Origin of the sequence: Paenibacillus sp. FSL H7-0940 (assembly GCF_037979415.1) — a bacterium.
Taxonomy (GTDB): domain Bacteria; phylum Bacillota; class Bacilli; order Paenibacillales; family Paenibacillaceae; genus Paenibacillus; species Paenibacillus amylolyticus.
Window position 1 is genome coordinate 1,997,073 of the sequence record NZ_CP150280.1, and the last position, 20,453, is coordinate 2,017,525.

General features: G+C 45.9%; 13 protein-coding genes. 3 read left to right on the forward strand and 10 right to left on the reverse strand.

All coding sequences use genetic code 11. From position 1 onward, the window contains the following. Window positions 1–346 precede the first annotated feature (346 nt). The 5 genes from MHB71_RS08895 to MHB71_RS08915 form a co-directional block, all read right to left on the reverse strand. Complete coding sequence (locus MHB71_RS08895) at window positions 347–1,120, reverse strand: glucose 1-dehydrogenase (RefSeq protein WP_340030145.1); 774 nt, start codon at window positions 1,118–1,120, stop codon at window positions 347–349. Window positions 1,121–1,498: 378 nt separating this feature from the next. Continuing rightward, window positions 1,499–1,831 carry a hypothetical protein gene (locus MHB71_RS08900; protein ID WP_340029337.1) on the reverse strand — a complete coding sequence of 111 codons (333 nt, stop codon included), beginning with the start codon at window positions 1,829–1,831 and terminating at the stop codon, window positions 1,499–1,501. A 338-nt stretch (window positions 1,832–2,169) separates the two neighbouring features. Then, a complete protein-coding gene (locus tag MHB71_RS08905) occupies window positions 2,170–3,402 on the reverse strand; it encodes a cytochrome P450 (protein ID WP_340029338.1) in 1,233 nt (410 codons plus the stop codon). A gap of 204 nt (window positions 3,403–3,606) precedes the next feature. After that, window positions 3,607–6,447, reverse strand: a complete 2,841-nt coding sequence (locus MHB71_RS08910) for a family 78 glycoside hydrolase catalytic domain (protein WP_340029339.1) — start codon at window positions 6,445–6,447, stop codon at window positions 3,607–3,609. A gap of 52 nt (window positions 6,448–6,499) precedes the next feature. Next, window positions 6,500–8,149, reverse strand: a complete 1,650-nt coding sequence (locus tag MHB71_RS08915; protein ID WP_127549385.1) for an extracellular solute-binding protein — start codon at window positions 8,147–8,149, stop codon at window positions 6,500–6,502. 190 nt (window positions 8,150–8,339) lie between these two features. Between MHB71_RS08915 and MHB71_RS08920 the strand changes: the two genes are divergently transcribed. Both MHB71_RS08920 and MHB71_RS08925 read left to right on the forward strand, forming a co-directional pair. Further along, window positions 8,340–10,004, forward strand: coding sequence for a sensor histidine kinase (locus MHB71_RS08920; RefSeq protein ID WP_340029340.1), 1,665 nt, complete (start codon window positions 8,340–8,342; stop codon window positions 10,002–10,004). Window positions 10,005–10,253: 249 nt separating this feature from the next. Further along, window positions 10,254–10,838, forward strand: coding sequence for a helix-turn-helix domain-containing protein (locus MHB71_RS08925; protein ID WP_340030146.1), 585 nt, complete (start codon window positions 10,254–10,256; stop codon window positions 10,836–10,838). Here the strand turns inward: MHB71_RS08925 and MHB71_RS08930 are convergent. The 5 genes from MHB71_RS08930 to MHB71_RS08950 all read right to left on the reverse strand — a co-directional run bounded on the left by MHB71_RS08930 (window position 10,828) and on the right by MHB71_RS08950 (window position 18,475). After that, on the reverse strand, window positions 10,828–11,697 hold the full coding sequence (locus tag MHB71_RS08930; RefSeq protein WP_340029341.1) for a DegV family protein: 870 nt from the start codon (window positions 11,695–11,697) through the stop codon (window positions 10,828–10,830). The genes MHB71_RS08925 and MHB71_RS08930 overlap by 11 nt on opposite strands. Before the next feature lie 52 nt (window positions 11,698–11,749). Then, a complete protein-coding gene (locus tag MHB71_RS08935) occupies window positions 11,750–13,951 on the reverse strand; it encodes an MMPL family transporter (RefSeq protein WP_340029342.1) in 2,202 nt (733 codons plus the stop codon). A 191-nt stretch (window positions 13,952–14,142) separates the two neighbouring features. Continuing rightward, window positions 14,143–14,790 carry a response regulator transcription factor gene (locus MHB71_RS08940; RefSeq protein WP_340029343.1) on the reverse strand — a complete coding sequence of 216 codons (648 nt, stop codon included), beginning with the start codon at window positions 14,788–14,790 and terminating at the stop codon, window positions 14,143–14,145. A 21-nt stretch (window positions 14,791–14,811) separates the two neighbouring features. Beyond that, window positions 14,812–16,014: a sensor histidine kinase gene (locus tag MHB71_RS08945; RefSeq protein ID WP_340029344.1), complete on the reverse strand. Its 1,203-nt coding sequence runs from the start codon at window positions 16,012–16,014 to the stop codon at window positions 14,812–14,814. 178 nt (window positions 16,015–16,192) lie between these two features. Then, window positions 16,193–18,475 carry a glycoside hydrolase family 3 C-terminal domain-containing protein gene (locus tag MHB71_RS08950; RefSeq protein ID WP_340030148.1) on the reverse strand — a complete coding sequence of 761 codons (2,283 nt, stop codon included), beginning with the start codon at window positions 18,473–18,475 and terminating at the stop codon, window positions 16,193–16,195. A gap of 342 nt (window positions 18,476–18,817) precedes the next feature. On the opposite strand from MHB71_RS08950, the gene MHB71_RS08955 reads away from it, so the two are divergent. After that, window positions 18,818–20,419 carry a response regulator gene (locus MHB71_RS08955; protein ID WP_340029345.1) on the forward strand — a complete coding sequence of 534 codons (1,602 nt, stop codon included), beginning with the start codon at window positions 18,818–18,820 and terminating at the stop codon, window positions 20,417–20,419. Window positions 20,420–20,453 lie beyond the last annotated feature (34 nt).

Here is a 20,453-nt window from a genome sequence, read left to right on the forward strand (position 1 = left end):
GTACTAGTCCGTCTCTCAAGTTTATTTGATCATTCTATCATTTTATATAACTCGATATTAAGCTGGATAATTGGATCTTAACTTGCATATTAATAAATGGACCGATATCTAAAATTCGCGCAGGCAGACGACATCCCAGTGCACCTACGCGTTTTTATCTCTCCACATAAGTTCTGTCATGATAATATTTAGATAACAATCTAATCCGAAATGACACAATGTTCTTGTCCTTTTCGGCAAAACTAAAAAGCCGCTATAATAGCGACTTTGAATGGAACAATGTTCGTGTCCTTCGCAACTGCTGTAAAATCGCTAGAAACATGATCGAAAGACTTATGGTTAATCCTTAAAGTGTCAATCCACCGTCTGCTACAATGATAGAGCCTGTCATATAACTGGATCCGTCCGATGCCAAGAATGCAACGAGTTCAGCAAGCTCCTCCGGCTCTGCAAAACGCCCAATTCTCATATTCGGGAATTCTTCAGGCATGTAGTCGCTCTCTTGCAACATTTGTGGAACAGCTGCGGTCAGGGTAGTGGCTACACCCCCAGGGCAGATGGCATTCACACGAATGCCTTTTCTGACGTACTCAATCGCTGCGGCTTTTGTCAATCCAGCAACACCGTGTTTACTCGCTGTATAAGCGGCCAGACTATGCTCAGCGCGAAGTGCTGTTGTTGATGCGGTATTAATCACGTGGCCATAGCCTTGTTGAACCATCACATTAAGCGCATGTTTCATCCCCAGGAAAATCCCTTTCAAGTTGACGTCAATGATACGGGAGAAATCGTTCAGGGATGTTTCATGGAAAGGCTGGAACTTCTGAATGATTCCTGCATTGTTGAACGCGACATCGATTTTGCCAAACGTTTCAACTGCTTTTTGAATATAGTTCTCTACATCCTCTTCCTTGGATACATCGGCTTGAACAAAAATCGCCTCTCCACCTTGCTCTTTCACAAGCTCAAGTGTCTCTTTCCCTGTAGTCACGTTGTAATCCACGAGAACCAACTTGGCTCCTCTCGATGCCATCAACACTGCACTAGCTCGGCCAATACCGCTGCCAGCGCCTGTGATGGTAATCACTTTACCTGCCAGTGAATCGGATTTGGGGTTCATAGCTTTGCTCGCTTTAGGAGCCTCTACAGATTCAAAGGTTACGTTAGCAAGATCGGCTTTCAGTGCGGACAAAATGTCTTCGGGCAGATCGACCTGTGGAATGGCAGCGAGCTGGTCCAGCGTAAAATGGGAAGCCATTTTGAATGATGGCTCGTTAATGAATTCAGGTAGATGTTTGGTAAGCAATGCAGTTGCTTCTTCATTATTCAATAGTTCCGAAATTTTAATGTTTTCATTGTAAGTTGTCATGGTTGTTTCCTCCGAATTTTTATTTTGATAGTTATACTATTATATAGATATAAATACTATCATTTTGTGTCGATTTTTGCAATTCGTCGTTTTAATAGATTTGGAACGAATCCGAAAATGGTTAAAGGGTCATCCTGCTTCTGCTGTGTTGCCTTCAGGTTTTATCACTGAAATAGTCTTTAGCCCATCGTTAAGCTGCTTCTGCTCTTCCTTGGCCAACAGGTCCCCGCCATAATTTAAAATCGTGCGAAGTGACACTCCCATCGCATCAGGATGTGGAGTTTCCCCGAGTTCAGGAATAGCGGCAAGAATCCGTTTTTTACATTGCTCGTTGCTCCATAGAAGACCCGGCTTCACATCGAGACTGCACTCGTGGACCTCTTCATCCAGAACATGCTCAATAGAAGAGGGAAATTCGCCAAACACACTGCGGACCCAGCGTGTACACAGACCAAACCACAAGCTCTATACCCTCCACCTGGAAGCACAAGCACCGCTGGCCGCTTTTTAATATTTGGCATCTCAGGTGAAGAATCCAACAGGTAGGCGGTCAATGTGACGTTGATATTGCTCAGGTTAACCGATTGTATGTTCATTTAAAATCTGTCTCCTTAACTCAGTGGATTGGCAGGGCTAAAAGGATACTTTTATTGTAGATTTCAAGTGAGACGATCGACTATAACGCAATACAAAGATCGTGTAGCGTAATTCAAGCCTATTGCTAGTCAAAGACAAAAAAACCGCGAAATCGCGGTTAAGTAAGGCTATCCTGTTTTATAACAAATGATATTGTAACTGGATTAAAAGGAAACCGGAAAATCGTACAGCCCGCGAATAATCATGCCTGGACGCCATTCCAGTGAAGCGGGCTGTGTCTTAAATTGAATATCCGGCATTTTACGAAGCAATGCATTAATGGCGATCTCTCCTTCAAGTCTGGCGAGCGGGGCTCCAAGACAAAAATGAACACCTTTACCAAAGGCAATGTGATTATTGACCTTCCGTGTGATATCAAACGCATCGGGGTCAGCGAACTGATTCTCATCCCGGTTGGCTGAGGAAAAGGAAACAAAGAGCATGTCACCCTTACGGATATGCTTGCCCCCGAATTCGACATCCTCGCTAGCCCAGCGAATATTGCTCACCTCAGCAGGCCCGTTATATCGCAGGATCTCTTCAATGGCCGGTCCAATCATGTCTGGTTTCTCTAGCAGCAAGCGCTTCTGCTCCGGATTTTCGAGCAAGGCCAGTATACCGTTGCCAATCAGATTTACAGTGGTTTCATGCCCTGCAATGATGAGGACAAAAACAAGGGCATACAATTCCTGTTCGGACAATACGTCTCCTTCCTCTTCTACATTGATGAGGTCGCTAATCAGATCCTCCTGAAGAGACTGTCTCCGTTCTGCAATAAGCTTCTGCAAATATTCGACAAAGGCACGCATGACTTGATCACTCTGTTCACTCATTTCGGGGTTATTGAAACCTTCCATAATCGTATTGGACCATTCACGGAACTGCTCTTGATCCTCGTGAGGAACCCCTAACATCTCACAGATTACAATGATTGGAAGAGGAAAGGCGTAGTCCTCGATCAAATTCATTTCTCTTTTACCTGTGGCGAGTACACCATCAAGCAAATCTTCACTAATTTCATGGATGCGACCACGGAGGCGTTCAATCATACGTGGTGTAAAGGCCTTCTGGATCAACCTTCTCAACCGACGATGGTCCTCTGGCGTTACACTAAGCAAGTTGCGAGAGATGATCTCCTGATGCGGTGGGGCTGAGCCGTCAGCTTCTCCCATGTACGGAGAGTTGGTTACAAAGCGCTTGTTGTCCTGCAAAATGGCAGAAGCATCATCGTAACCAGACACTAACCAGGCAAAGTGGCCGCTCGGCAGAAGAAAACGGTGTACCCGATCTTCTTTACGCAACTGTTCATACACCGGGAACGGATTTTGGATAAACGTTCTATCCATAAAATCAACCTTGGACTTGGAATCGTTTTTGCTCTCGTTTGTAAACATCATAACGCCTCCTGAATGATAGAGTGGATATCAATACAATATGAATTCTATCATTTAACCAATATGCTTTCAAATTTTGATAAACTACTCATTTTCTGCTAATCAAAGATGCACACAAGATCAACTTGTGTGCATCGGGATGAGATGATTTGTATTTAAAGAAACGTCATTGTGTTTCGTTTTCGTATCAACGAACAATGATTTATTCTAAACGAGTTGAATGGTCTCCAGCTTGAGATCGAGCTGGTCGAGTTCTTCCTCTGGCGTACTGAACGAAGGATAGCTGGATAGCTCACGCAGGCTTGCTTCCCCCATTGGACCAATTGTTCCCGGGTCCAGCGAAGCAAGCATCGGTGAAAGCTCGTTCAGCATGCTGCGACTTTCGTCATTACGAAGCAGCACATTCAGCGGGGTTCGCGTACTTAACGTTTGTTTGTAAGGAACAGACGGTACATAGCTGAAATCATACGTGCCACTCACCACTTCGATGATCACTTCATCCTCACCCTGAACAACAGTCAGACCTGCATCCGAAAGTGTAATTCCGTTTATCATCACCTGATCAACCACGGCACGTGGCAGCTTGATCGTTGCTGTTGCATTAAACGGAACAGAGAAGCTTAAATACAGCCTGCCTGCTTCGTCAAATTTCCATTCACTGCGATAAGTTCCTGCTGTGGTGTCAATGCGGGCTTTGGTCCACTGGATTCTGAAATCAGGCATCGGTGCCAGCAGTGCATGGCGGAAGCCAGGCCGATCCTCTACTGGATTGATCCCCGCCATATGACGATACATCCATTCAACAACGGCACCGTAGGCATAGTGATTGAGCGAGTTCATACCATTTTCACTGATTGTACCATCTGGCAAAATGGAGTTCCAACGCTCCCAGATTGTTGTTGCTCCCATATTGACCGCATATAACCAGCTTGGATAATCATCATTGAGCAGAAGTGTATAGGCGATATCATTGCTGCCATGCGCTGACAGCACTCGGTTTAAATAAGGCGTACCTACAAAGCCGGTTCTCAGATGATTTTGATCTTTTCGTACACGCAAGCGAATAGCCTCTGTAGTCCGTGCCTTATGTTGCTCAGGAACGAGATCCATATACAACGCTACAGCGTATGCGGTCTGTGTATCTACTGCCAGACGTCCATTCGCAGTAAAGTATTCCTTCAGAATTGCAGCTCTAACCTCTTCCGCCAACTGCTCATAGGATGCGGCAAGATCATGATGTCCAAGTACTTTGGCAGCCTTGGCTACGATATCTGAAGAATAGGCATAGTAGGCTGAGGCAATAAAGTAATTATCTGTTCCCCCCATCGGAGAGTTCGGATCATCCCCATCTAGCGCGAGCCAGTCACCAAAGTGAAAACCTACCGTCCACAAACGTGTACCACCGGATTCGTCATCTGAATGCTTGATATAATCTACCCATGCCTTCATGCTGTCAAACTGCTGCTCCAGAATGGACGGGTCCCCGGAATGCAGGTACGTATTCCAAGGAATAATGGTTGCCGCATCTCCCCAGGCGCTGGACCCTCCGCCCTGCACACGTCCAACCGGAACGACCATCGGAACCATACCGTTCCGATCCTCCTGTTCCATCCACAGATCATATCCATACTTGTTAAAAAAGGCATACGTATCCATATTATAATTTGCTGTACCGGAGAATACCTGTGCATCCCCTGTCCAGCCCATGCGCTCATCGCGTTGTGGACAATCGGTAGGCGTATCGAGGAAGTTCCCTTTTTGCCCCCAAAGTGCATTTTCGAACAAACGATTCACGCCAGCATGACTTGTTTCCAAATATCCCGTGCGTTCCATATCCGAGTAAACCACACAGCCTGTGAAGTCATTTAGATCCAGTTCGCCTACCCAACCTTCAACCTTAACATATCGGAAACCGTAAAATGTGAAATACGGACGCACAATAGCTTCTTCACCGTTTGCGGTATAGATATACTCCGCCTTAGCCGAGCGAAGGTTCTCCCGGTAGAAATTACCTTCCTGCAACACTTCGCCATATTGCAAATGGATGACCGTTCCAATTGGTGCCGTAGTACGGAATTGCAGCCAGCCTACCATATTCTGACCCATATCAATGACCGTTTCGCCAGCAGGTGTGATCAAAATTTCGATCGGCTTCAAGGTTTCCTTGATTACAACCGGAAGACTTTTTCTTGCTTGAATTCGCTCATATCCCAGATCACTTTCCCGAACGGGGAAAGTCTCGTTCACTTCCAGCGTGGCATCATAGATTTCTCCGTCATAGATGTTACCATCCACCACATTCGAGCGGATGGCATGCCAGGACAGATCTGACGGTACAACGTCTTCTGTTCCATCCTTATAAGTAATCACCAACTCGGACAGCAATGCAAAATGATCACCATACAAATTGGCAGTGGTATCTCCTTCAAAACCAAACCGTCCCTTATACCAGCCATTCCCCAAACGAACATCTATCGCGTTGGACCCTTCTTGCAACAGGTCGGTAATATCGTAGGTTTGATACTGAAGCCATTTGTGATAGGCATTATAATGAGGGGCCAAGTACTCATCCCCAGCCTTGACTCCGTTTAGCTCCAATTCGTATACTCCTAAACCACAGATGTACGCCCGTGCTTTGGCGATAGGCCCTTTGACTTCGAACGTTTTTTGGAGGACTGGGTGAATCGTTGGTTCCAGCTCAGGTGTAATCCATTTTGCCGTCCATGGCTCAGCCTGCTTCGCCGTTTCAAACCAGGCCGTTTCACTGGTCGCCTTTTCCCCAAGCTCATTCCAGACTCGAACTCTCCAGAAGTAACGCGTCCGTGCAGCCAGTTCCAGATCCGGAGAATACGCGAGCGAATCCATATCCTCTGTTATTCCGCTATCAAATACAAGCTCTGTAAAGGATTCATCCAGTGCAATTTCTACCTGTGCGGCGATCTGCGTTGTTGCTATCGTATCCGTAACGGCATAAGTAAAGGTTGGCTTGGTTACCGCAAAACCGAGCGGATTAGTGATGTGATTTGTTTTCATATGAGTAATGTTCATCGATGAAACCTCCCCCTGTATATTACCTTTCGGACCGTTTAACCATCCTGCTTTAAGGCTGATTCTGCGCCGATTGGTACCATTCATTCACTTCTTCCGTGATCTTTCTTCCACCTGAATCCAGCCATTTTTTCACGAACTCATCAAAAATGGTGAGTGGCTCCTCTCCATAAATAATGGAGTTGAAGGTGTCCAGCTCCAATTTTTGCAAATAAGTGTTTCGAGCTTGCATTGTTTTTGTTGGGGGCCCCTGAAACAGATTGACTCGATCAATTTGCCGCTGCCTGGTCTCTACAACGTTTGCCTTCATAATGGGATCCTGCTTCTCATCCTTAGGATCAATTCCCATACTGAACAAAATGGCGCGATCATGCGAGCTGAGCTCTTCTCCCTTGCCCATTCTCAGAAGAGCTGCTCTGAATCGGGAAGGGTAACTCGCATATTGTCCCATGAGGGTATATTTGAATGTTATTACTTTCCCCCCGGGAATATCGCCGCTGTCACTATCCACCGTACCATCCGGGTTCAGCACATAATCATATCCATTCTGATACGCACTCAGATACAACGGATTATTCGTCACCGTAGCCTCATACAGATAGTTCTGATACTTGAAAAAAGCCTGCAAGGCTTCTTCAGAAATGTCTGCGCTGATCATTAAAGCCCCACTGTAAGAGTTTCCTTTGAATCTCGCTGTGGTTCCATCGATTCCTGCAGGAATCGGATAAGGCACAAACTCAGCCTTCGGATCCTTTTCATTAAGTTGTTGCAGCGGATAATCTCCAAACCAGCGTGGACCAGCCACCATCCCAACTTTGCCATCAATAATATTTTTATTGACCTGATTGAAGTCTTGCAGAGCTATGTTATTGCCCACATATCCTTTTTTCTTCCAGTCTTGCAGTTTTGCCAGCGCATTTTTGATCTGAGGCTGGATACTTCCGTAGACGAGATTGCCCTGTGCATTCTTGCTCCATATACTTGGAATCGCTCCATATGCACCAAATACCCAGGATATGTCTCCTGTAGGAGAGGCCAGATACTGGTCCTTGATTGCAAAATCAATACCGTAGGTATCCTGTATGCCATTACCGTCTGGATCATCATAGGTAAAGGCTTTCATTACCGTTTCCAGTTCGTCGAGATTGCTTGGTGCCTTCAGGTTCAGATGATCTAGCCAATCCTTGCGAATCCAGAGTACGGACTGCGAGGCTTGCTCCGTAATGATCGGAATCGCCATCCGTTTCCCGTCAATCTCAAAGGGCTTCCATACCTCTGGCACTTCAGCCATAGCCGCTTTCCAGGTGGATGAGGCATATCGATCAAAGGCTTGTCCAGCGTCCAACAGTTTTCCTGAGATCATGAATCCATTGACCGTGTCCATGACATTGGATGAGAACACATCAGGTAACGTATTGTCGGCAGAGAGCATTAATCGAAGCTTCATATCGTAGTCATCGACAGGAGCACTCCATTTGGTCCGAATATCCACGCCAAGCGTTTCTCTGGCCCAACGGATATGAACATTATCCGCGGCGGTTTCGCCATTTTTGTAGATCGTGGTTGGATCATTCATTTTGACCGTTGTTACGATCACACCTGTTTTTACAGGCTTAGGCTCCTGTGCTTTACCACTGCAAGCGGCGGTAAACAGAATCAAACAAGCAACAGTAAGAGACAGGTATATTTTGCTACAGCTCATGCGAAATGCGCTCCTTCATCTAATTCATCTTCATCATATCGTGCCAGTTATACAGTCGAAATAACGCTTTTCCAACATTGGATAATTCATTCTTAACCTTCATCTATATTACATTCCAATTCACTTGTATTTCATCCAATGCCAGCCTACAATAAGGTGAATTTACATCGTTGGCAGGAGGCGTTAAGGGTTGAAAAAGAAATACAGGACCTTTATGAACATGGTGGCCATCACGCTGATTATGCTTGTCGCCGTGCTGGTCATGTATACCTTCTCCGTTCAATCCAGTCTGGATACCGTTCAAAAGGATATTGAAACCAACAATCTCAATCGAGTGCAGTTTGTCGTTAACTCTCTCGATCAGAGCATAAATCGACTGAATATGTTATCTATCTCCATGGAAACGGACAATTCTATTGCCTTGCTGCGATCCATTGACGTGATGAGTTCCTTTGAGCAGGTACAGTTGATTCAAAATGTTGCTGCGAGAGTTAATCTGCAAAGTCTGTCCGAGGGATGGAATAACAAAATATCGGTCTACTCGGTTCTGTTGAATCAATGGATCATTTCTTCGGAGTTAAATATGAAGACTCCCTCTGTAGATTCACTGAAATCAGGGTGGAACTATGATGCAGCTACAGCTAAATATTATAGATACAAGGTCAGTCCACAGATTATTATTCGGTTGGAGTTCCCGCGTAGCAATCTGGAGGATATAGTTGAGAACTCACATCAGGGCGAGAATGAGACGTTGTTTTATAACCCGGACGAGCAATTGATTACTCGCAAAGAGGCTAATCCCATGACCCCTCTTATCATGAAAGAGCTAACCGGTCATCTACAACCATCCTCCGGTACAGAAACCGTCTCGGTTAACGGAGCCCAGTACATTGTCAATTACGTGTACTCTCATCAGCTCGGCTGGTATTTAATTGATTTTATGCCACTTGATAAAGCGTTGCAGCCTATACGAATGACTCAATTCTGGTTTTACTCTGCCTGTGTCATGCTGTTTATGGCGGGTGTCACGATTATTGTTGTTCTTTTCCGCAAGGTACAGATCCCCATACTTGCTCTGTTAAAAGGTGTTCGTCTTTTAAAGCATGGCGACTTCTCTTATCGGATTCAACGACAGAGCGGTAATGAATTTGATTACTTATATGGTCAATTCAACGACATGGCCGGACAGATTGAGGATTTGATTGAAAAGGTATATAAGGAAAAAATCGTTGCTCGTGAAGCGGTGCTGAAACAGCTACAAGCCCAGATTAATCCTCACTTTTTATATAATTGTCTCTTTTTCATTAATAATATGACAAGATTGGGCAATGAGGAAGCGGTTACTGCCATGACCCAGAACTTGGCTGAATATTTCAGGTACACCACACGCCTTGACGAGCCGATGACCCGTTTGGAAAAAGAGTTGGGCATCGTCCGCAATTACCTTGAGATACAGAGCTTGCGCATGGACCGTCTCTCTTATCAGATCGAGCTACCGGACGAGCTAAGATCTGTCCCGATTCCCAAACTACTCATTCAGCCTTTGGTGGAAAACAGCATCATCCACGGCATAGAAGCCAAGCGGGATTCCGGTTCCATTCATATCACCGTTGAGCGTACGGAACACGGGATCTGTGTTGTGGTTGATGATGACGGGAGAGGCATGACGGAGGAAGAAATCAATGCACTTAAGGCCAGAATATCCGAGCCGCCTGTGGATACGATGGGATGTGCACTCTGGAATATTGCGGAGCGTCTACGCATTCAGGACGCTACCCATTCGGGTATCCAGTTTGAGCAGAGTCCCCTTGGAGGCATGCGAGTCCGATTAAACTGGTCGCTTGCAAAATCGTAGGGTAAAGAAAACACTATATATTAGAACAATGCCTCTGATCATCACTTCCAGTGACGGCAGAGGCATGGTTTGGGTTGAAGTGCTTTTTCGATCGCCAAACGGCAGAATGAATCCTTACGTTGACAGAAAAGAGTCTAGTTTGATAGCATAGTTTGAGTTCATTCCAACAAGGAGGTTTTTACAATAGAACCCCGTCAACGGCTTCAACAAGAGCGCAGTGACCTCAAAACAAGAAGACGAGCAGCTATAATTGAAGCAGCTAAAATTGCTTTTTTGAATAAAGGCTTCGAGCAAGCGACCATGCAGGATATTGCGGACGAGGCAATACTGGGGGTGGCAACAATCTTCCGCTACTTTCCGCGGAAAGAGCAGCTTATTGTTGCCGTAGCTTCAGATATTGTTCAGTCCGAGGTTCTGGTATTATCCGATATTATCAGAGGTGAAGGCACCTGCTACGACAAGCTTGGCCGCCTTTTCGACTCGCTAGTTTTTTTCCAGCAGGTAGAAAGCCAGCAAAGCTCCAAATTAATAGAAGCGTTTGAGTGTTACGTCGCAATGTCCAAGTCCCCGTTGGAGGATATCGAGATGTATCATTCTAACTACCAACAGATTATTATGCTTTGTGCAGAGCTGGCTGAGCTTGGTCAAAAGGATGGATCTGTTCGTAACGACGCCAATGTGGTTGAAACGATTAACACGATGATTAATGTCTTTGGCAACTTCTCCAAAAAAACAGCGATGCTCAATGGCATTGAAGCCTTCCAAACAAAAGTGGACGAAGCCGAGCAATTTAATATCCTCAAGAACATATTTTTGGATCATCTCAAGCCCTGAACAGTGGCTCCGATTTTAAGATATAACTGATAGCTATGCTATGAGGACCGCTGTGAGAGCAGATAGAGCAACCTCCTTCGATGATGTGCACATGTTGAATGGAGGTTTGTTCCTGGATGAAGTTGCGGACCCACTCCGCCTTCTCCTCCTCTAATGTTTGGGCGATAATGATCTGCGCGTGATCAATACGGTGGATCTGACTCAACATGTCATTTAACAACTTGTTCACGACTTTGTCCTTGCTGCCTCTGTATTTGGCTCCGGCATGAACCAGTCCATCTCGAACATACAAGCCCGGTCGAATTCTCAGCAAGCTGCCCAGCATATGCTGAATGCTGCTGACTCGTCCTCCCCGATGCAAATAATCCAAATTATCCACAAGCACATTTAATTGTACCTCATGACGTATTGCTTCCAAAGCCTGAGCGATGGTTAGTGCGCTTTTCCCTTCCCTAGCCATCTGCACTGCAAGCAGTACATGCATTGCGGTGCCTGCCGATACATTGAGAGAATCCACCACTGTTACTCTGCCTGGGGGGAACTCTCTGGCCGCACTACACGCATTCTGGTACGTGGATGAAAGGTGAGAGGACATACTGATGCACAGTATATCTTCTCCATTTTCAATGACCGGGCTGAAAGCCTTCATAAAATCTGCGGGTGGAGGAGCCGCCGTTTTGGGCAGCTCTTCATATAATTCGACCATGTTATACATCTCTTGTGGAGTGATTTCGATCCGATCCAAATACGAATCTTGCTGGAAAACGATATATAGTGGAATAATCCCGATATCATACTTTTCTTCCCATTCCTTGGGTATATCAGAGATACTGTCTGTGAAAATGCGAACATTAGCCATTGGACTCCTCCTGCTCACGGCGTTCTATGATATATGAGAAACCAACCATGTTTTATTTGTTGTCATTATCTGGAGTATTGGATGAGTGATGTCCTTGAGTATCTTTCATCACAGACTCTCCCTCGATATCAATGTTAGGCAACAAACGATCCAACCATTTTGGCAAATACCATGCACTTCGACCCATGAGTGTCATCAGGGCTGGAACTAGAGTCATTCTTACGATAAATGCATCCACCAGGATACCAAACGCCAGCGCAAGTCCCATCGATTTGATAATCGTATCCCCGGCAAAGATGAAGCTGGCAAATACTGCGATCATAATCAATCCAGCAGCCGTGACTACAGGACCGCTATGGGATATACCACTTCGTACCGATTTTACAGCATCTCCGGTATGTGTATAATCCTCACGCATCCGGCTAACAAGAAACACCTCATAGTCCATCGCCAGACCAAACAGAATACCTGTAACCAGAATTGGCAGGAAGCTTAGTACAGGTCCTGGCTCAGGGATTCCGAAGAAACTTCCCAAATAGCCATCCTGTATGACCCAGACAATAAAGCCGAGCGTTGCACCCAGAGTGAACAAAAATCCGGCTACAGCTTTGATTGGAACGAGAATGGAACGGAATACAAGCATAAGTAGAACAAAAGCAAGACCGACAATCAACAAAGCAAACTTTGGTAAAGCCTGAGACAGTTTCTCTGAAATATCGATATTAACGGCAGTTCCACCTGTAACCATGATCTCGACATCATGATCCTTGAGTACCTGCTCTGCCTGATCACGAATCGTTTGAACAAGTTCGGTTGTTTTAATATCATTCGGTCCTGATTTGGGTAACACTGTAATAATCGCCGTAGAACCTGAAGGACTTGGAATCTGCGGAGCTACAGAGGCTACATCCGGAAGTTTGCTGATGAATGTGGTTGCCTTCGTAATGTCTGCCTGTGCATCCGTACTGTTTGCAGCCTTGGCAACGACGATGAGCGGACCATTAAATCCTTTGCCGAAACCTTCTGAAAGCAGATCATAACCTCGACGTTCTGTTGTTTCTTTGGATTTCAGGCCGTTATCCGGTAGGCCAAGCTGCATATGTGTGAATGGAATGGTACACACCGCCAAAATCGCAATACACAGAATGGTTGTGAGCCATGGCTTGCGAGTAACCATTTTGCCCCAACGATTTTCTGCTTCAGCTGATTTTTTGCGACCAGACCACTTGCGCAGCCATTTGTTCTCACGAGCAGGATGGATTCGATCCCCTGCTGCTGCCAGCAGCGCCGGGGTAAATATAATAGCAATCAATACAGCGACCAGTACACTGATTGCTGCAGCGAGTCCCATCATCGTGATAAACGGAATCTGTACAACGGACAGCCCTACGAGGGCGATAATAACGGTTAATCCTGCAAATACAACGGAGCTTCCTGCTGTTGCATTGGCTTGCGCAATAGCGGTAGTTCGATCATAACCTGCGGCCAATTGCTGCCGATATCTGGACATAATGAACAAGGCGTAATCGATCCCTACCGCAAGTGCAAGCATAACAGCCAGCGTAATGGAGAATGAAGCCATCGATACCGTGTTGGAGCCGATGATGATGATCATGAGTCCTATGCCAAGCCCAACAACCGCAGTCAAAATGGGAAGTCCTGCTGCAAGGAAAGACGTAAAGGTGAACGCCAGAATCACAAATGCAATCAGGATACCAATCACCTCGGACACGCCGCCAATTTCAATCTCTGAAAAGGCTACGCTTCCTGCAAGTTCGGTTTGAACACCCTTGTCACGTAATGTATGGACAACATCAAGGATATGCTCTTTGGACATCTCACTTACATCTGAGGCTGGTTGCGTATATGTAATGTCCGCATAACCAACCTCTTTGTTTCCACTGATTGTGCCCCCGTCATAGGGGCTAACAACTACTTTTACAGATGAATCGGACGTTACCTCTTTCAGCGCTGCGAGAATTGCTTTTTGGGTGGAGTCTGTTTCAAGCGTGCCCTTCTCCGATTTAAATACCATTCGAACCTGTCCACCATCATCCGAGGACGGGAATTCCTGCTTCAATACATCGGCCGCCTGCTCCGACTTGGTTCCGGGAATCGTCATCTCTCCTGTAAAGGAGGTCCCCAGCCCCATGCCGATTGCTGCCAACAGCAGCAGGATGACAAGCCCTCCTGTAATTACTCCCTTTTTCTTGGCTACAGCCCATTCACCTAATTGATACAAAAATTTAGCCATGTATATGGATAGCTCCCTTCTAATCTGAAACTCAGGTTCTCTTGTTCGGACAACCTCATGACATCATCATAGTGGAAACTTAAATAAAAAAAATCGTACGTAGGGGCATGCCCTTCATGTACGATCGGGTTGAACCAAAGGGCAGCCTGCGTACAGGCTGCCCTTTGAAACCTACAACATTATTCTATATTCTACAGATGCAGAATGCCTCTCTCTACGGATACAGCAACCGCTTCGGAGCGCGAGTCTACCCCCAGCTTATTATAGATATTAGTCAGCTGAGCTTTTACTGTTCTTTCTGCAATGCCCATATCAAATGCGATTTCCTTGCTTCGTAGTCCGCGAGCGACTGCCTGAAGAATTATAAGTTCTTTTTCTGTCAGTAATGTATCTTTGTGCTTGTGCACTACCGGCGGCTTCTGGTGAAAGGCAAATACCCTTGCCGAAATTTCAGGTTGCAGCAATGTTTCACCGCGAAGGGCCGACTCCAGCGTACGGAATAAATGATCGCGACTTGTATCCTTGAGCAAATACCCTTTGGCCCCCAGCCCAAGCCCGTTGATCATTAGTTCATCCTCATTGTAGGTCGTCAAAATAATAACTGGAATGTTAATTTGTTCTACGTTCATCTGTTTTAACGTATCCAGACCGCTCAAGCCGCCAGGCATGTTCAGGTCCATTAGGATGACATCAGGCTGAAGTTTCTGCATCAGCTCCAGCGCCGTGTGTCCCTCTTCAGCCTCGCCAATCACTTCATAATTGTCATCCGTCCCCAAAATCATTTTGATGCCTTCACGTACAACCCAGTGGTCATCTACAATCAGAACTTTATGACTCATTGTTTATGTCCTCCCTTCTATTCAAAATGGTATAGATAAGGTTATACATGTACCCGCATCGCTGCTTTCAACTTGAATCTGCCCTCCGATGAGTCTGGCTCGTTCATAAATGCCAATGAGACCGTAATGCCCGGTCTTTTTTCCGATAGTTGCAGTATTGAATCCTCTGCCATTGTCCTTGATCACCATTTGGAGTGAGCCGGAAATTTCTATAATAGATATATGAACCTGATCAGCATGGGCATGTCGTGCCACATTCATAAGTGTTTCACTCAAAATATGTAATACATGTTCCATGGTAAAACCGGTCAGAGCCGAACGAAGTTGCAACTCCAGTTGGATTTGAACGCCTGTAGCAATTCGAAAGCGTTGTAATTGGTCTTGTACTGCCTCGTTGAAGTCAAATACAGGAGTAGCCCTTGTTCTCAAATCATCAATTGCTTTTCTCGCATCACCCAACGTTTGTCGAGCTTGCCCCATGGATGTCAGAACAATCTCGTGAGCACGCTGAATGTTTCCCCGGCTGAGGTATGCATCCACGGCTTCAAGCTGCATAATGAGACCTGCCTGTCCCTGAGCGAGTGTATCATGTAAATCTCTCGCCATACGTTGGCGTTCGTTAGCGAGTGTAAGCTCCTCAACTTTCTGATGTGTCAGCTCCAGATCGCGCAAAAACGTTTGCGTGCGCACCCGGGCATTAACCTGCCTGTAGTACAGGAGAGCATAGGCCATTACCACAACAATCATCAGGAATAACAAGGGGATAAACAGCGCAAGGTCCTTAGCATCCTTAATCCAAAGCGTAACCAAACAGAAAAGGAAATAGAGTACAAACGCAAAAAAAACAACCTTTTTGGGTTCAAACAAAATAGCTACGGTCTGTCCAATCAATACAGGAATCAAACCAATGAGTATGACGGGAAGACCATCTGGCATCAAGGCAGCGCTCCCGAAAATCAAGCCGGCCTGAAGAAACAGATATAACACCTTGGATACCTGAATCAACCTGCTCACTCGCCAGTATAACTGAATATGTGCCGCCATCAAGCCTACAAAAAACAGGCTGGGCACCAGCAACGGTCCTAGCAAGGTTTGCATCGCTACCGTTACCATAGTGACCAGTATAATCCATAACGCAATTGGAAGTCGGGATGAAGCGATTCGGTCATCCTCGGCATCCTGACTCATTTGCAAGAAGCTGGATCGTTCCGTCGTCTCATTCATAAGATCACCTCTTCTCCAATGATTATATTACGGATGGTTGTCCTTTTGTATGTACGTTGGTGCATGCCCTTTCGTGCATGAGCTAACATCCCATAACATCTTAAATGAAAAACGCTCACAAGTCATGACTTATGAGCGTTTTTCGATGTTGTATAGTGAAAAGCTGTTGTGTAGTGTTTTACTGACGAACAGCCGCATTTAATCCAGCAAGCAACTGGGAAAGAGTTTCCTCTGTAAGAGCCCCTCCCGTAAACGGAATCAACGCACGAAGCGGCATGTATTTCATGGATGCCTGAATCATCTCGGAGGATATCGCATCGGATTGGGCCTCTTCCGCTCCCTGTGGAGCCAGTCCCTGTAATTGACTCATGACAGCCATCGTTTTTGGATTGGCGAGCAGCTCACCCAGCGTTGTATTACGGTCAAAGGTAGGTACTGGGCCGGTTGTCGTGGACTCCACGTTGACCGTCTGTTGCAGAAGAATGGAACGAGAGGATGAGCCAATCAAAATATCATAGGAGCCACTCTCTACATGCCAGTCCTTCAAATCAACATTATAATAGGCAAAGCTACGTTTATCCAGTGTGAAGGAAACGCTGCCCTCAGCGCCCGGCTCCAGTCCGATTTTGGCAAATCCCTTCAATTCCTTGTCCGGACGACTTACTACGGTTTGCTGATCGCGCACATACAATTGCACAACCTCTTGACCGTAACGTTTGCCCGTGTTTCGAATTGTAACAGTTACCGTTAGATAATCCACATCCTTGAACTGTGTATCGCTCAGGCTCAGACCGGTATATTCAAACTGCGTATAGCTCAATCCGTAACCAAACGGGAACAACGGTTCAATGTCCTTGCGATCATAGTAGCGATAACCAACATATATGCCTTCACGGTATTCCACACGATCTCCGTCTCCGGGGAAGAACAGAGCCGAAGGGTTATGATGCACCGATTGCGGGAACGTTTCCGCCAGCTTACCGCTTGGGTTGGTTTCTCCGAACAACAGATCCGCCATAGCTCCTCCAGCTGCTTGACCACCCAGATACGCCTCCAGTACTCCCTTCACATCATCAAGCCATGGCATCACAATCGGTGATCCATTGCTTAACACAACAACAAGGTTAGGCTGCTCTGCTGCCACGGCTTTGATTAGCGCCGATTGGTTAGCTGGAATGTCCATGTGAGACCGGTCATATCCTTCCGATTCATAGCGGTCAGGCAGACCAATGAACAGCACAGCGACTTCCGCTGCTTTGGCTGCCTCGACGGCTTGCTTTATCAATAACGGGTCACTTTCATCTGAGGCAAGGTTGTAGCCCGCAGCATAAGTCACCGATGCATCTGCTTCAGCAAGCAAAACCATCTGTTCATAAGGGCTATCCAGTTGAGTCGGATGGATATGCGAACTGCCGCCGCCCTGATATCTGACCTTCTCAGCTAGCTCTCCGATAACGGCGATGCGGCTATTCTTGCTCAGCGGAAGAATATCGTCCTCATTTTTCAACAACACCATCGTTTCTCTTGCTGCCTCTCTCGCAATCTGATGATGCTGCTCAGAATCAAAGGTTGCTTCTGGACGTTTGTGCTCTGCCACCTTGAAAATAATAGCTAACAACCTCTCTACGGCTTGGTCAAGCTGTTCTTCGGACAACTCGCCGCCATTCACCGCTTCCACAATTTTGCGTGGTCCTTCTCCGTTGGAAGAAGGCATCTCCAGTCCAAGTCCCGCAGCGATGCTGGCTGCGATCTCATTCACTGCGGACCAGTCTGTCACAACAAAGCCCTCATGTCCCCATTCTTCCTTCAAAATGGTATTCAGCAAGTAATCATTCTCCGACGCATACGTTCCATTCACTCTATTGTAAGAAGACATTACTGTCCATGGCTGCGCTTGCTTGACCGCCTTCTCAAACCCGGTCAGATAGATTTCTCTTAATGTCCGCTCGTCGACCACCGCATCGGTAGTCATTCGGCGATGCTCCTGATTGTTCACTGCAAAATGTTTAAGTGAGGTTCCCACACCCTGGCTTTGCACACCAGAAATATGAGATGCTGCCAGTTCACCCGTCAGGTAAGGGTCCTCTGAGAAATATTCGAAGTTGCGCCCGCACAACGGGGAACGCTTGATGTTCGCCCCTGGGCCGAGCAGAATGGCGACATCCTCCGCCTGCGCCTCTTTACCAATGGTTTCTCCGACAAGCTGCACAAGATCCCGGTTCCAGGAGCTTGCCAGCCCAACCGCCGATGGAAAACAAGTGGAGGGAACACTTGCGTTCAGTCCCAAATGGTCAGCATCACCTGCTTGCTTGCGTAATCCATGAGGACCATCCGTCATCATAATGGATGGAATATCCAAACGTTCTACAGCATGCGTTGTCCAAAAGCTGCTACCTGAGCATAGTGTTGCCTTTTCGTTTAAGGTTAACTGTTTCACGATTTGCTTGATATCACGATTCATCATCCAGACACTCCTTCATCTATCGGCAGGTATCCTTGACATGCAAAACGGTTATGTAAGGTCCCACATAATATTGTTTTAGTTCTCTTTTTAATAATACTGTGTGGTTGAATGACATGAAATAGCGCTTTCTTAATGTGATATAACGCAATCTGAATACAAATTAAGCTTTCATACCTCGCTGGCCACTTGCAGCGCTAATTCGCATAAGTATATCTGAACATCTATATCGTTTTCTTAAGATTTGAGGTCAGTCAAGGCGGCACGCATTGAAATGATAGTTCGGCCATCATACAATACAATAAGTGTTGTAACAGCTTGTCTGTAGAGGGGGGAATTAGCATGTACGGTTTATTAATAGTGGATGACGAGAAATCGGTTGTTGATAGTCTCGCACTGACAATTCCCTGGGAAGATTATGGCATCCAGGAAGTGCATAGAGCATACTCTGCTGCGGAGGCTCTCGATATCGCTTCCAAATACGCTGTTGATATCATGATTACCGATATTCGTATGCCCGAGATGGATGGATTGGAGCTTATTTTGGAGATTCGCCGATTCTCCAGTAAAATTAGATGCATTATTTTGTCTGGTCACGATGAGTTTGAATATGCCCAAAAAGCGATTCAGTATCAGGCTGCTAATTATCTGCTGAAGCCGATTAATACCGATGAGCTCATCCAAGCTGTAACAAAGGCTATTGCCAATATTGAGCACGAATGGGAACGCATCAGTTCATTTCAGCAAATTCAGCATGCCCTTCACGCCAATATGCCCTTGTTGCGCAATCAACTTCTCAAGGAACTTCTTCAGAACAAAGCCATGAGCCATAAGATTCTGGCTGATCGTCTCAGCATGCTGGAGATTCCCTTTGTGTCCTCTGACCCCTTTATTATGATGGTCATTCGGATGGAGGAGGAATTCTCCGGTTATGATCTTCGGTCATTATCCTTGCTCGAATATGCTGTAACCAATATAGCCGAAGAAGTGTTTCAGCATCCGTTCAAGCTGTGGCATTGTATTACAGAGCAGGGATATCTGGTATTTCTGATCAAAAACAGTGATCTGCATGCACTCGATTCAGTCGACTCCCACGCGGTCAGACTGCAAAACAATGTGCAAAAATTTTTAAAGGGAGCCATCTCCATTTGTCTGAGTAAAGAGCAATGCTTCCCTGACCACCTCTCCGATCTGTATTTAGCCTCCGTGTCAGCCATCAATCGGAATGTGGGTAGCAATAAAAGTTATTTTATTACGCTGGACAAAAAGGATGCGGATTCCCATGAACAGCAAAATCTCATTAATTTGTATGAGCCACCCTTGCTCCCTAACCTGCTGGAATCAGGTAATTGGGATGAGGCCATAAGCAAAATTTCCAGAATTCTTTTTTTGAACGAAGTTGGTAAAGAACTGTCCCACGATCAATTGTTTACAGTACTACTCTACTTGTCTTCCACATTCTCGATTTCACTAAAATCGCAGGACACGACTGTTGAGGAAATGCTGGGGGAGGAGTTCGAATTTTTACTTCGGAAAAAAAGCCAGTTATCCAGCCAACGCATATATAGCTGGGCAGAGAAAATGATTAATCAGCGGCGCAAGCAGGCTTCTAATCAGTTGATGAATGCGCATGAACAAATTACGTCTAAAGTGAGAACATACATTCAGGAGTATTTGGCAGAAGGCATCTCCCTTCAGGTCATTGCCGACTATATCGGCCTGCACCCCGTTTACCTGTCCAAGGTGTACAAAACGGTCACCGGAGAAACGATTGGTGATTATTTGTACAGCTTACGTATGAACAGAGCATCTTACTTGTTACTGAACTCAGACCTCAAAATTGCAGATGTCAGCAAGGCGCTTGGTTTTTTGGCTCCGCCGCATTTTATAAAAATATTTAAAAAGCATTATGGTTGCACACCACAGGAGTTTCGTACTCGTTAACAAAATGAATGGCAAAAAAATTATGGGCTTATCG